Source organism: Kitasatospora gansuensis (assembly GCF_014203705.1).
GTDB classification, from domain to species: Bacteria; Actinomycetota; Actinomycetes; order Streptomycetales; family Streptomycetaceae; genus Kitasatospora; species Kitasatospora gansuensis.
In genome coordinates, this window is the sequence record NZ_JACHJR010000001.1 from 2720128 (window position 1) to 2733799 (window position 13672).

The following is a 13672-nucleotide window of genomic DNA, read 5'->3' on the forward strand; positions in this document are numbered from 1 at the left end:
CCCACCTGGGGAAATGGCGGGAACCCGCCTGCGCAACAGTGCCCTGCGTCTGGGATGCTGTTGCCTAACGTTGTCCAACAAGACCAGGAGCGGGCATGAGCGCAGCCGAGGAGTCGCCCCTCGACTGGGCGGGGCTGGGGCGCGCGATCAGGCTCGATCGCGCTGCCAGGGGTATGAACCAGCAGGCCCTGGCTGCTGCGGCGGGGCTTGATCGCAAGACGATCAGCAACTACGAAAACGGCCGCATCCCAGCTCCGGGAAGAATCCCGGACGGCTACCACGCAGTCAGCAGAGTGCTGAGCTGGCCTCCTGGCCGAGTGGATGAGCTCCTTGGCCTGCCGTCACCGCTGACCGGGCATGGTGCTGGGCGGAGCAGCGGGCCAAGCATCCCGAGCACGCCAATCGAGCTCTATCCGTCTGTGATGGCCTTCGCGCGTGCATGCAGCCGAGAAGGTGCTGATCCTGCACTGCGCGACCAGTTCGAGGAGGCCGCCGAGCGCCTGCTGCTCTCCCTGCCAGCAGGTCGCCAGTCGTCAGCTTCACGCGCGGACTACGGACTGGCGGCATACCGGCCACACGGCTGGAGCGAGGGTGATCCCTCGGTGCCGGCCGACGACGCGGAGCGAATCCAGCAGGCGCTGCAGGAGCATCGCGACCGGCGGAAGTAGCCCCTGGGACAGACGCGCCACACGATGTTCCCGTGACGCCCTGCTATTAAACACTCACACTTTGCGTCACAAGCGTGCAAGAATCGACGCTCTCGGCGCACCTCCCACACGTCCGAACCGTGGGGGAGAGGTATGTCCGCAGCGCAGTCGACCGAGCTGCACTACGATCCGCTTGCCGAGCTGGAGCTCATGGGAGTACCCGTGATCCGGCTCTGGCTGCGCGACACCTGGGGGGCCTGGTCGCCCCAAGACCAGGCTGTTGTGATCGCAGACGGGCTCAGCCCCGTTCAGGAGCGCTGCGTCCTGGCCCACGAAATCGAGCACATCCTCGCCGGTGACTCCAGTTGCGCCGGCGAGCGCGGCCTCCGCGCCGAGCGCTCCGCCGACCAACGTGCGGCGCGAAAGCTGATCGCGCTGTCTGACTTCTGCGCAGCTCGGCAGTGGGCGACCAGCGAGCAGGAGCTCGCGGCCGAACTCAACGTCACCACCTGGGCCTTGCGGGCCCGGATCGCAGATCTGGAGGGGGCAGACCAGTGGCTGGATACATCGAAGATCGCTGGCTGAATAAGCTCAAGGACGCCACGACGGGGAGGCGTGAGCGAACGGAGCGCTGGGGGAAGGGGAAGCGATACAAGGTCTCGGGCATCCCTGGTGTACGGGGCCGGAGCTTTGAGGTCCTGGAGGACGCGAAGACGTGGCTGGCTCAGGCTCAAACTGACGCCAGGCGAGCGGAGTTCGTGGACCCGCGCCGTGGTGACATGACGCTCTCGGAGTACGTGCGCACTCAGTTCTTGCCCGGACGTACGGACAAGCTCACCACCTACACGACCATGGAGAGCAAGGTCCGTAACCACATCCTCGGGCTGCCAATCGGCTCGCTCTCACTGCGACGGATCGATGCGGCCGCGCTTCGGATGTGGAAGGCGGAGTTGCTGACCCGGGTGGACGTGGCCACGGCCGAGGTGATCTGGACCCACCTCTCCACCATCTTTCAGGCCGCCGTGGACGACACCCGTCTTCTTCGAAACCCGTGCCGGGTCCACGCCAGCGTGAGGCCCCCGAAGACGAAGGAGAAGAAGGTCCGGGCCTGGTCCCGCCAGATAGTGGATGCCGTCCGGACCGGAGTGCAGCCGCGGTACCGGATCGCTGTCGACCTCGGGGTAGGCGCCGGCCTCCGGCAGGGCGAGGTGCTCGGGCTGGCCGAGGAGGACATCGACTTCGACCGGATGGTCATACACGTGCGACGCCAGTTGCGGGCCACCAACTCCGGCGCCTTCTACTTCTGCCTGCCCAAGGGTGACAAGACCCGCACCGTACAGCTCACGCCCAACCTCGCGGCCCGCCTGCGGGACCACATCGCTGCATTCCCGCCTAAGGTCGTGGAGCTGCCGTGGGATAACCCAGAGGCCCCCACGACGGACCTGGAGGCCCGGCAGCGGGCACCGATCGCGGTTCCCCTCCTGCTGACTACCACCTATGGGAACCGGATCTACTACAGGACCTTCAACGACCGGACGTGGAAGCCTGCGCTTCTCGGCGCCGGACTGATCGAGAAGATCGCTCCGGCGGACGCGAAGGAGGCGGCCCGGCAGAAGCGGCTCCACCGATCGCGCTGGACGCCCTCCCGGGAACTCGGGTTTCACTGCTTGAGGCACACGTTCGCGAGCGTCCAGCTGGAGGCCGGCGAGTCGATCGTGACGGTGTCTCAGTGGCTCGGCCACTCCACTCCGACGATCACCCTGGAGCGGTACGCTCACTTCATGCCCGGCGCTGGTGCCCGTGGAATGGCCGCGATGGACGCTTGGTTCGAGGCCCCGACCACTCCCCCGCCGCTGCTTCTCTCCAAATTCTCTCCAGCGGGGTTCTCGCTGTCGGCCAGCACTGCTGCCCTGCAGCTCAAGGCGATGCAGGGCAGCAAGGCTGACATGAAGGTCAAGTACAAGGAGACCTCGCGCGGCGGCCTCGCGGTCAACGTCATCGAGTGCTGACGGACCGGCGGGTCAGCCGGCCAGCAGGGCCGTCAGCACGTCGGCGATCCGGTCCCGGGTGGCCGGGTCGGTGATCACGCCGTCGGCGCCGCGCGCCTCCGGCGGGACGGGGATGGTGGCGCAGGCCGTCTCGGTGACGGCCGCGCCGGTGTAGCCGAGCACCGAGGCGAGGGTGGCGGCCGCGCCGGTGCCCCGGCCGGGGGCGGCGGCGGTGATCCAGGCGGCGGGCTTGTCGCTGATCTCGACGCCGCCGACCGTCCAGTCCAGCAGGTTCTTGAAGGAGCCGGGGAGGGTGCCCGCGTACTCGGGGGCGGAGATCAGCAGGGCGTCGGCCGCCGCTATCGCGGCCCGCAGCTCGGCCACCGGGGCGGGCAGCGGGTCGGTGTCGTGGTCCGGGTTGAAGTGCGGCAGCTCGGCCAGTCCTTCGTAGAACGTGGTGGTCACGCCCTCGGGGGCCAGCGCGGCGGCGGTCCGCAGCACCGCCTCGTTCGAGGAACCGGCCCGCAGGCTTCCGCTCAACAGCAGCACATGACGCGTCATCAGCATGCCGCCAACCTACCCAACTGGGCGCCGCGCCATGGCCGTTACGCCCCGGTCTTGCCGTCCGCGAGTTCGCGCAGCAGGTCGAGGTGGCCGTTGTGCCGGGCGGTCTCCTCGATCAGGTGCAGGACGATCCAGCGCAGGTTGATCTGCTGCCCGTCCCGGACGGTGCGCTGCGCGACGGCGTCCAGGTCGGTGGCCGCGACCAGTTCGCGGTAGCGGTCGGTCAAGGTCCGGTAGTCGTCGAGGAGTTCGGCCAGCGGCAGGTCCACGGCGATCCGCATCTCGCGGTCGGGGTCCTCCTCGGCCCATGGGCCCTCGTCCTCCCCGCCGAGGAAGACCACGTCGAACCAGTAGTACTCGACCCAGCGCAGGTGGCTGATCAGCCCGGCCAGGGTCATCAGCGGGGAGGCGGGCAGCGGGGCCTTTCGGGCGTCGTTCTGAGCGAGGTCCTCGCACTTGGCCAGCGCGGTGGCGCGGGTGTAGTCGAGGAAGGTGGCGAGCGAGGTGCGCTCGTCGAGGGTGGGCGGCAGATCGGTACGGGTCATGGCCCGGATCATGACCGGTCCGGGGCGAGCTGTCGACTAGATAATCAAAGGCCGGGGCGCGAATCCATACGATTAGTCCAGGTGAAGTAGGTTACAAACCTTTCAATCGATTTTGCCCACATCCTGAGACCGTGCGATAGTCGAGACATCGAGAGCTACGGCCATCCCCGACCCGGTTCGGCCGTCTGCACCGCGTGGCACGCACCCCCATGGCTTGCGCGGTGACCTGCAGGGGCCCCCACACCGCATCACGGTGACCGGGGGCCCCGCACTGTTTTCCAGCGACCGACTCAGGCCGGTACGCGCTCGCGGACCTTCAGCTCGAACCAGACGCCTTTGCCGCGCGGCAGCAGATCCGCGCCCCAGCGCTCCGAGATGGTGCTGATCAGCAGCATGCCGTACCCGGTCTCGTTGCCCGGCTCGGCCACGATCAGACAGGGCAGCGCCCGGGAGGAGTCCCGGACCTCGACCCGGAGCCAGCCGGGGCGGCGGGTGAGGCGGAGGCCGACGGTGCGGCCGCCGGTGTGCCGGACGGCGTTGGCCATCAGCTCGCCGGTGAGGAGTTCGCCCGCCTCGAGTAACTGGTGCATCCGCCAGCCCTGGAGCACCGAGAGCACCACCCGGCGGGCCACGCCGACGAGTTCGGGCCGGGACGGCAGGAAGACCTCCTGCTCCGCCGCCACCTGCTCACAGAGCCGGCCGAAGCACTCGCGCTCGACCTCCTGCGGGCTGAGTCGTTCCAGAGTCTCCAGGGCGAGCACCCCACCTTCCGACGGGTCGTCAGTGGCCGGACCGGCCCCTGGAAGTGATGCCCACTCTGCCTCGCCCCATCCCGCCATGGGCCAATCATTGCGGAACGCAAGCGGCCGCGTACGGACAATGAACAAACGATCACTATTCATTTGGCATATGCCACCAGCATCCCGAACGCGACCCGAACAAGGGCTCGTACAACAGCTCGGCCCGGGCGCCAGAAGGGCACCCGGGCCGAACAGTTGAACGGGAATCAGCTCCCGGAGGGGCCTACCAGGCGCTCCACGGCATCGTCCAGCCGCTCAGGCCGTTGTCGCCCGAGACCGTCGGGCCCTTGGAGTTCTGGATCTTCACCACGTCACCGACGATCGAGCTGGCGAAGTACTTGCCCGCGGTGGAGGCGTCGTCGCCGCCCTTGGTGTCCGCCATCGAGACGCAGCCGTGGCTGGCGTTGTACTTGCCGAAGGCGTTGCCCCAGTAGTTGCCGTGCACGTAGGTGCCGGTGGCGGTCAGCCGCATCGCGTGCGGGACGTCCGAGATGTCGTACTCGGAGCCCTTGATGTTGGAGACGGTGGCCGAGTTCATCCGGGTCACCTTCTCCATGCTGGAGACGACCATGGTGCCGTTCCAGGACGGGTTCTGGTCGTCGCCCGCGGTGATCGGGATGGTCCTGGTCGCACCGTCCCGGGTGACCGTCATCTGGTGGGTGGCCGCGTCCGCGACGCTGATCTGCGAGCGGCCGATGGTGAACGGCTCGTCCCGGTCCACGTCGCCGTAGACGCCGGGCGCCACCTCGACGTTCTTCAGGCGGTACTTGATGGTGACCTTGGTGCCGGACTTCCAGTAGGTCTCCGGCCGGAAGTCCAGCCGCTGGGAGCCGAACCAGTGCCCCTTCACCACGGTGTGGTTGCTGTCCTCGAAGGTGATGCCCTTGAGCACCGCCTCCTTGTTCTTCACCGCCTTGCCGAAGCTGACCGAGACGATCATGCCGACGCCGTACGTGCCGTTGTCGGTGATGTTGTCGTTGACCGAGGCCGTCTTCGCCGGGGTGAGCGTGGTGAAGCTGCTGGTCGAGGCGGACACCAGACCGTCGGCGTCCTTGGCCTGGGCGCTCACCTTGTAGACCATGCCGACCGTGAGCGGCGCGCTGGGCTTCCAGCTCAGGCCGTCGGCGGTGATCGCACCGGCCACCGCCTTGCCGTTCTTGTCGGTCACCTCGACGGCGGTGAGCTTGCCACCGGTCACCGCGACGTTCAGGGCGTCGTTCGGGTTGACGTCCTCGGCGCCGTCCTTGGGCGTCACCGTCAGCACGGCGGCCGAGTTCTTCGGCGCGGACGGGCTGGCGCTCGCGGAGGCCGCGGTGTCGCCGCCGGTCCCGGCGGTGGCCTTGCCCTTGTCGTCCGTGCCGGAGCCGGAGCCGGAGCTCGAGCAGCCGGCGGTGACCAGCAGCACGCCGCCCATCGCGAGCGCGACTCCGGCCAGCCGGGTGCGCTTGGCACGGCGCTCGGCCGCGCCCTGAGTCCTGACTATCGCGGCATCGGCCGCCTGTACCGGCTTCACTCGGTCTGCTCCCCTCCGGGTATCCACGCTCAGTACACGTTCCGGCGCCGGTTTCAGTTTCACGAAGGGCGGGGGTCGTGCCGAGTTGTTATCTGCGCCCGCCCGCTCGGTGAGGTCGAGGGACGGCACGGCAGGTCAGGATAACCGGAGAAGATTGGTGTCCGTCCGGGGGGAGGCCGGTGCGGGGTCGGTGCACGGTCGGTGCGCGGCTGGTGCGGCCTCAGTGCAGGCCGAGCGCGCTGCCGCGCCGCCACTCCGCCCAGGTCAGGTTCCAGCCGTTCAGGCCGTTATCCGGCGGCACCTGGTCACCGTCCCGTCCGCGCACCTCGATCACGTCCCCGACCATGGAGTGCTCGAAGAACCAGCCCGCCGGGGAGGAGTCCGAGCCGCCCTTCTCGTCGGCCAGGCCGAGGCAGCCGTGGCTGGTGTTGGCGCTGCCGAAGACCGAGCGGGCGGCCCAGTAGTTGCCGTGCACGAAGGTGCCGGAGTTGGTCAGCCGCATCGCGTGCGGGACGTCCTTGATGTCGTACTCGTCACCCAGGCCGACGGTCTGCGAGTTCATCCGGGTGACCGGGTACTTCTCCGAGATCACCATCGCCCCCAGGTAGGTGGAGAACTCCGGGCTGCCGCCGGAGATCCGCAGCGTGCGCAGCACCCGGCCGTCCTCCCGGACCGTCATGGTGTGCGCGTCCAGGTCGGCGGTGCTGACCATCGAGCGGCCGACGGTGAAGTGCACGTCCTTGGACTGGGTGCCGTAGTCGCCGGGGGCGCCCTGGACGTCCTTGAGCCGCAGCGCCAGGGTGACCTTGGTGCCGGCCGCCCAGTACTTCTCCGGCCGCAGGTCCAGCCGCCGGTTGCCGAACCAGTGCGCGGTCACCGGCACCGGCGGGTCGGCGGTCACCGTGACGGCCCGCTCGACCGCGGCCCGGTCGGTGATCGCCCGGCTGAACCGGAGCGAGACCGGCATCCCGACCCCGACCGTGGAGCCGTCCTCCGGGGTGAAGAAGGCCGCGAAGGTGTGCTCGGGCGCCAGCGTCGCGAAGGCCACGTGCTGGGCCGCCTTCAGCCCGGCGGCGTCCTCGGCCACCGCGTCCAGCGTGTACGGGGTGGCCAGGGTGAGCCGGCCGTCCGGGGCCCAGCTGCCGTCCGCGGCGATCCGCCCGGCCACCTCGCCGCCCTTGGCGTCGGCCAACCGGACCGAGATCAGCTTTCCCTGAGCCACCGTCACCTTGACCGGCCCCTCGGCCGGGACCTCCTGGGTGCCGTCCCCCGGGGTCGCGCTGATCACCGCCTTGGAGACGGCCGGGCTCGGCGCGACCACCGCCTCGGAGCTGGGTGTACCCCGCCGTTCACTGGAGCAGCCGGTGAGCAGGCAGAGCCCGACCAGCACCACGACCGCCACCCGGGAGCGCATCCCGTTCCTCCGTACGTACCTACCGCTGACGTCAACAACCGTCCGGCATAACGACCCTGGAGCCGCTCGGACACGTGACAGGGAAATCCCGCAGGAGCCGCCAGAAGTCATCGGACCAGGACAGAATCGTTCACAGTCCGTCACAGCACGGTCCGTCACGTGACAGCGGTATCCGATCAGGGAACAAGAGAGCTACGCGGGGCCCGGGACGTCCCGCGCTGGGAGGGTGCGGCCGATGACGGCTTGGCAGCGACAGGAACAGCCGGAGCACGGCGCGATCGACCCGGCCGTGCCCTGGCCCGGCAACTGGCAGCCGCTCGGCGCCCGGTACCGCACCGACCACAGCGGCGGCCACGGCACCAACTTCGCGCTCTGGGCCCCGGACGCCGAGGCGGTCGAACTCTGCCTGTTCACCGAGGACGGCACCGAGAGCAGGCACCCGCTCACCGAGCGGACCTTCCAGACCTGGCACGGCTACCTGCCCGGGGTCCGCCCGGGCGCCAGGTACGGCTACCGGGTGCACGGCCGCTGGGACCCGTGGACCGGCGCCCGGTGGAATCCGGCCAAACTGCTGCTCGACCCCTACGCCCGTGCGGTGGACGGGAGTTACACCGCGCACGACGCCACCTGCGCCGCCGTCCGGAACTGGCCGGAGCAGGAGGTCGCCGACACCGTCCGGGACAACCGGGACTCCGCCGCGTACGTGCCCAAGGCGGTGGTGGTGCACGACGACGACGACTGGTACGACGACCAGCGCCCGAAGACCCCCTGGGCCGAGACCGTGCTGTACGAGCTGCACGTCCGCGGCTTCACCATGCGCCACCCCGGTGTCCCGGCCGAACTGCGCGGCACCTACGCCGGGTTGGCCCACCCGGCGGCGATCGAGCACCTGGTGAACCTCGGGGTGACGGCGGTCGAGCTGCTGCCGGTGCACCAGTACGCCGACGAGGACCACCTGCAGCAGCGCGGGCTGACCAACCACTGGGGCTACAACACGCTCGCGTTCTTCGCCCCGCACGCCGGGTACTCCGCCTCCGGCAGCCGGGGGCAGCAGGTCGGCGAGTTCAAGCGGATGGTCCGGGCGCTGCACGCGGCCGGGATCGAGGTGATCCTCGACGTGGTCTACAACCACACCGCGGAGAGCGGCATCATGGGCCCCTCGCTCAGCCTGCGCGGCATCGACAACGCCGGCTACTACCGGCTGGACCGCAGCCGCCGGGGCTACGCCGACTACACCGGCTGCGGCAACACCCTGGACACCCGGCAGCCGCACACCATCAAGCTGGTCACCGACTCGCTCAGGTACTGGGTGGCCGAGATGGGCGTGGACGGCTTCCGGTTCGACCTGGCCGCCGCGCTGGCCCGCGGCTCGGACGGGATCGAGATGCACCACCCGTTCCTGGCCGCGGTCTCCCAGGACCCGGTACTGAGCCGGGTGAAGCTGATCGCCGAGCCCTGGGACGTCGGACCAGGCGGCTACCAGGTGGGCGGCTTCCCGCCGCTCTGGGCCGAGTGGAACGACAAGTACCGGGACACCGTGCGGGACTTCTGGCGCGGCGCCCGCCCGGACGTCCGGGAGCTCGGCTACCGGCTGTCCGGCTCCTCCGACCTCTACCAGCGCGGCGGCCGCCGCCCGTACGCCTCGGTCAACTTCGTCACCGCGCACGACGGCTTCACCCTGCGCGACCTGGTCTCGTACAACGCGAAGCACAACGAGGCCAACGGCGAGCAGAACCGGGACGGCACCGACGACAACCGGTCCTGGAACTGCGGGGTGGAGGGCGAGACCGACGACCGGACGGTGACCGAGCTGAGGCAGCGTCAGCTCCGCAACCTGATGGCCACCCTGCTGCTCTCCACCGGGGTGCCGATGCTCACCGCCGGGGACGAGCTGGGGCGCACCCAGCGGGGCAACAACAACGCCTACTGCCAGGACAACGAGACCAGCTGGCTGGACTGGTCGCTGCTGGAGGACCCGGAGTGGCGCCGGCTGTGCGAGCTGACCGGCCGGCTGATCCGGCTGCGCCGCGCGCACCCGGTGCTGCGGCAGCGGGCGTTCTTCTCCGGCCGGGCGGCGGTGCCGGGCGGGCAGAGCGACCTGGCCTGGTTCACCGCCCGGGGCCGGGAGATGACCGAGGCCGACTGGTTCGCCCCGACCGCCGTGCTCGGCATGCTGCTCTCCGGCCGGGCGATGTCGGAGCGCGACCAGCACGGCTGCCCGCTGACCGACGACAGTTTCCTGGTGCTGCTCAACGCGGGCCACCAGCCGGTCGGCTTCACCCTCCCGGGCGAACCCTGGGCCAAGCGGTACGAGACCCTGGTCGACACCGCCCGCGCCCGGCCCGAGCCCGACACCGCAGGCCAGGTCGCCCTGGCCGCCCGGTCCCTGCAGCTCCTGCGGGCCGGCGACGACTGAGTCGCCCACCGACGACCGGCCAACCGACCGGGTGGCCGGTTCTCGTCGACAGGGGCGTAAAACCAGATGAGAAATGTCAGACCCTCTGCCTACCCTCTCGGCGATGGCCGAGAACACGCAGCTGAGCAAATCCGACAAACCGTCACTTCCCGCACCTGAACCGCCCCGTCGGTCCACGGTGCGCTCACTGCTGCGCCTCTGGCCGTACGCCCGGGTCGCCCGCTGGCGGATCGCCGGCTCGGTGACCGCCGCGCTGCTCGCCTCCGGCAGCGTGCTGCTGGTCCCGCTGGTGCTGCGGGCGATCGTGGACGGCCCGATCGCCCACCACGACCTCGGCGCGCTCTGGCCGCCGGCCGGGCTGCTCCTGCTGCTCGGCCTGGCCGAGGCCGGTCTGTTCGGCATCCGCCGGGTGATCGTGGCCCGGCCGCTGGCCAAGGTGGAGAGCGCCATGCGCGGCGACCTCTACGCCAAGCTCCAGCGGCTGCCGGTCTCCTTCCACGACCGCTGGCCGTCCGGGCAGCTGCTCTCCCGGGCCACCTCCGACATGTTCACCATGCGGCTCTTCCTGGCCTTCCCGCTGGTCTTCCTGATCGTCAACTCGCTGGTCTTCCTGACCGGCACGGCGATGATGTTCGCGCTGGACTGGCGGCTCGGCCTGATCACCCTGCTGCCCGCCCTCCCGCTGGTGCTGCTCACCCGGCACTTCGAGGACCGGTACTCGGGGGCCGCCCGGCGCGCCCAGGACCAGACCGGCGACCTGGCCACCGTGATCGAGGAGTCGGTGCTCGGCATCCGCATCCTCAAGGCCTTCGGCCGGCACCGCACGATGGCCGAGCGGTTCAAGCGGCAGGCCACCGAGCTGCGCTCGACCGAGCTGCACAAGGCCGACATGCTGGCCAACCTCTGGGCGGTGATCGTCGGCCTGCCCGAGATCGCGCTCGGCCTCGCGCTCGCGGTCGGCGTGGTCCGGGTCGCCGACGGCGACCTCTCCACCGGCACCCTGGTCGCCTTCCTCTCCACCGCGCTGGCGCTGCGCTGGCCGGTCGAGTCGCTCGGCTGGCTGCTCGCGTACGCCAACGAGGCGGCCACCGCGACCGACCGGTACTTCGAGGTGATGGACGAACCCGAGGACGCCCCGGCCGAGTCCACCACCGTCCCGACCGAGGACCAGGGCATCCGGTTCACCGGCGTCCGGTTCCGCTACCCCGACGCCCCCGCCGACACCCCCGACCTGCTGACCGGCATCGACCTGCACATCCGGCGCGGCGAGACGATGGCCCTGGTCGGCGCCACCGGCAGCGGCAAGACCACGCTGACCGCGCTGCTCCCCCGGCTGTACGAGACCAACGGCGGCAGCATCACGCTGGACGGCCGGGACATCCGCTCGATCCCGCTGCCCCGGCTGCGCGAGCTGGTCAGCATCGCCTTCGAGGAGCCCACCCTGTTCTCCGCCTCGGTCCGGGAGAACGTCCTGATGGGCCGTCCGGAGGCGACCGAGCAGGAGCTCGCCACCGCGCTGCGCACCGCCCAGGCCGGCTTCGTCGAGAAGCTGCCCGAGGGCACCGCGACCCAGGTCGGCGAGCAGGGCCTGAGCCTGTCCGGCGGCCAGCGCCAGCGCCTGGCGCTGGCCCGCGCGGTGGTCGGCCGCCCCGAGTTCCTGGTGCTGGACGACCCGCTCTCCGCGCTCGACGTGCACACCGAGGCGCTGGTCGAGCGGGCGCTGCGCCAGGTGCTCGCCGACACCACCGCGCTGGTGGTCGCGCACCGGCCGAGCACCGTGCTGCTGGCCGACCGGGTCGCCGTGCTGGCCGAGGGCCGGATCGTCGCCGTCGGCACCCACCAGGAGCTGCTGCACAGCTCCGCCGCCTACCGCGAGCTGATGACCGGTCAGACCGCCACCGAACGGAGCCTGGTCCGATGACCACCACCACCGTGCAGAGCGCCCCGGTCGAGGAGGAGCTGCCGAATCCCGCCGAGGACGAGGACATCCCCGTCCCGGCCGGCGCCCCCCGCCGCCTGCTCGGCGAGCTGCTCGGCCCGCACCGCCGCCGGATCGTGGTCGCGATGCTGGTCATCCTGGTCCAGCAGGCCGCCCTGCAGTCCGGACCGCTGCTGGTCGCGGTCGCGATGGACCGGGGCATCCCGGCGCTGCGCGAGCACGACGCGGGCCCGCTGGTCGCGGTGGTCGCCGCCTACCTCGGCTTCGCCGCGCTCTCCACCGTGCTGCAGCGCGCCTTCATCCGGCTGAGCGGCCGGATCAACCAGGACATCCTGCTCACCCTGCGCGGCCGGATCTTCCGGCACGCCCAGCGGCTCAGCCTGGACTTCCACGAGCGCTACACCTCGGGCCGGATCATCTCCCGGGCCACCAGCGACGTGGACGCGCTGCGCGAGCTGCTCGCCGAGGGCCTGCAGGAGCTGCTGACGGTCTGTCTGTCGGTCTTCTACATCTCGATCGTGCTGATGGTGATGGACTGGCGGCTCGGCTTGGCCGCGCTGCTCTCCTTCCTGCCGATGTACCTGAGCGTCAGGTCGTTCCGGCGCCGCTCGCTCAAGGTCTACCGGCGCTCCCGGACGGCGGTCGCCTCGGTGATCGTCCGGTTCACCGAGACCATGAACGGCATCCGCCCGGTCCAGGCGTTCCGCCGGGAGTCGGCCAACGAGGCCGCCTTCGGCACCGTGAACCGGCAGTCCGCCGACGCCACCGCCGACGGCCTGCTGGAGATGGCCCGCTACGTCGGCACCTCCCGGGCGATCGCCAACACCTGGATCACCGCCGTGGTGGTGCTCGGCGCCGTGCAGGTCACCGACGGCAGCCTGGAGCTCGGCGTGCTCACCGCCTTCGTGCTCTACCTGCGCCGCCTGTACGACCCGATCGACCAGCTGGCGATGTTCCTGAACAGCTATCAGTCGGCCGCCGCCGCCCTGGAGAAGATCGCCGGCCTGCTGGCCCACGAGCCCACGGTCGCCGAGCCGACCACGCCGGTCGCGCTGCCGACCTCCCGGATGAAGGGCCGCGAGGTGGTCTTCGACGACGTCCGGTTCGCCTACCGGACGGGCAAGGAGGTGCTGCCCAGCTTCGACCTGACGCTGGCCGCCGGGCAGACCACCGCCGTGGTCGGCGCCACCGGCGCGGGCAAGTCCACCCTGGCCAAGCTGCTCGCCCGGTTCTACGACCCGACCGAGGGCACCGTCCGGCTGGACGGCGTGGACCTCCGCTCACTGCCCACCGACGAGCTCAGGCGCGGCGTGGTGATGGTGACCCAGGAGTCCTTCCTGTTCTCCGGCACGGTCGCCGAGAACATCGCCATCGGCCGCCCCGGCGCCACCCGCGCCGAGGTCGAGCAGGCCGCCCGGGAGATCGGCGCGTACGAGTTCGTCGCCGCACTGCCGGACGGCTTCGACACCGACGTCCGCAAGCGCGGCGGCCGGATCTCGGCCGGGCAGCGCCAGCTGGTCGCGTTCGCCCGGGCGCTGCTCGCCGACCCGGCGGTGCTGATCCTGGACGAGGCCACCTCCTCACTGGACGTCCCCGGCGAGCAGGCCGTCCAGCACGCCATGCGCACCGTGCTGGCCGGCCGGACGGCGGTGATCATCGCCCACCGGCTGTCCACCGTGGAGATCGCCGACCGGGTCCTGGTGATGGACCAGGGCCGGATCGTCGAGGACGGCACCCCCGCCGACCTGATCTCCGGTCAGGGCCGCTTCGCCGACCTGCACCAGGCCTGGCGGGACAGCCTGGTCTGACCGGCCGTCAGACACGACCGATCCTCCCGCCCGTCGTC

The 13672-nt window shown here is 70.5% G+C and carries 11 protein-coding genes; 6 read left to right on the forward strand and 5 right to left on the reverse strand.

Going from position 1 to position 13672, the window contains the following annotated elements; genetic code table 11:
* Positions 1 to 95 precede the first annotated feature (95 nt).
* The 3 genes from F4556_RS11965 to F4556_RS11975 all read left to right on the forward strand — a co-directional run bounded on the left by F4556_RS11965 (position 96) and on the right by F4556_RS11975 (position 2656).
* The gene (locus F4556_RS11965; protein WP_184914142.1) at positions 96 to 668 is read left to right on the forward strand and encodes a helix-turn-helix domain-containing protein; all 573 of its coding nucleotides are present in this window, start codon (positions 96 to 98) and stop codon (positions 666 to 668) included.
* A 132-nt stretch (positions 669 to 800) separates the two neighbouring features.
* Positions 801 to 1232, forward strand: a complete 432-nt coding sequence (locus F4556_RS11970) for an ImmA/IrrE family metallo-endopeptidase (RefSeq protein WP_184914144.1) — start codon at positions 801 to 803, stop codon at positions 1230 to 1232.
* The gene (locus F4556_RS11975) at positions 1202 to 2656 is read left to right on the forward strand and encodes a tyrosine-type recombinase/integrase (RefSeq protein WP_184914146.1); all 1455 of its coding nucleotides are present in this window, start codon (positions 1202 to 1204) and stop codon (positions 2654 to 2656) included. The genes F4556_RS11970 and F4556_RS11975 overlap by 31 nt, the downstream gene beginning before the upstream one ends.
* Positions 2657 to 2668: 12 nt before the next feature.
* Here the strand turns inward: F4556_RS11975 and F4556_RS11980 are convergent, their stop codons facing one another.
* The 5 genes from F4556_RS11980 to F4556_RS12000 form a co-directional block, all read right to left on the reverse strand.
* Positions 2669 to 3202: an NADPH-dependent FMN reductase gene (locus F4556_RS11980; RefSeq protein ID WP_246511002.1), complete on the reverse strand. Its 534-nt coding sequence runs from the start codon at positions 3200 to 3202 to the stop codon at positions 2669 to 2671.
* A gap of 38 nt (positions 3203 to 3240) precedes the next feature.
* Positions 3241 to 3744: a DinB family protein gene (locus tag F4556_RS11985; RefSeq protein ID WP_184914148.1), complete on the reverse strand. Its 504-nt coding sequence runs from the start codon at positions 3742 to 3744 to the stop codon at positions 3241 to 3243.
* 290 nt (positions 3745 to 4034) lie between these two features.
* Positions 4035 to 4505 (reverse strand): ATP-binding protein, encoded by a 471-nt coding sequence (locus F4556_RS11990; RefSeq protein WP_313068275.1) that lies wholly within the window; start codon positions 4503 to 4505, stop codon positions 4035 to 4037.
* Positions 4506 to 4767: 262 nt separating this feature from the next.
* Positions 4768 to 6057, reverse strand: a complete 1290-nt coding sequence (locus F4556_RS11995; protein WP_313068276.1) for a L,D-transpeptidase — start codon at positions 6055 to 6057, stop codon at positions 4768 to 4770.
* 220 nt (positions 6058 to 6277) lie between these two features.
* Complete coding sequence (locus F4556_RS12000) at positions 6278 to 7471, reverse strand: L,D-transpeptidase (RefSeq protein WP_184914153.1); 1194 nt, start codon at positions 7469 to 7471, stop codon at positions 6278 to 6280.
* 235 nt (positions 7472 to 7706) lie between these two features.
* On the opposite strand from F4556_RS12000, the gene glgX reads away from it, so the two are divergent.
* From glgX to F4556_RS39720, 3 genes are all read left to right on the forward strand, one after another.
* A complete protein-coding gene (glgX, locus tag F4556_RS12005; protein ID WP_184914155.1) occupies positions 7707 to 9887 on the forward strand; it encodes a glycogen debranching protein GlgX in 2181 nt (726 codons plus the stop codon).
* A 103-nt stretch (positions 9888 to 9990) separates the two neighbouring features.
* A complete protein-coding gene (locus F4556_RS39715; protein WP_184914157.1) occupies positions 9991 to 11808 on the forward strand; it encodes an ABC transporter ATP-binding protein in 1818 nt (605 codons plus the stop codon).
* Complete coding sequence (locus tag F4556_RS39720; protein WP_184914159.1) at positions 11805 to 13634, forward strand: ABC transporter ATP-binding protein; 1830 nt, start codon at positions 11805 to 11807, stop codon at positions 13632 to 13634. The genes F4556_RS39715 and F4556_RS39720 overlap by 4 nt, the downstream gene beginning before the upstream one ends.
* Positions 13635 to 13672: the final 38 nt, after the last annotated feature.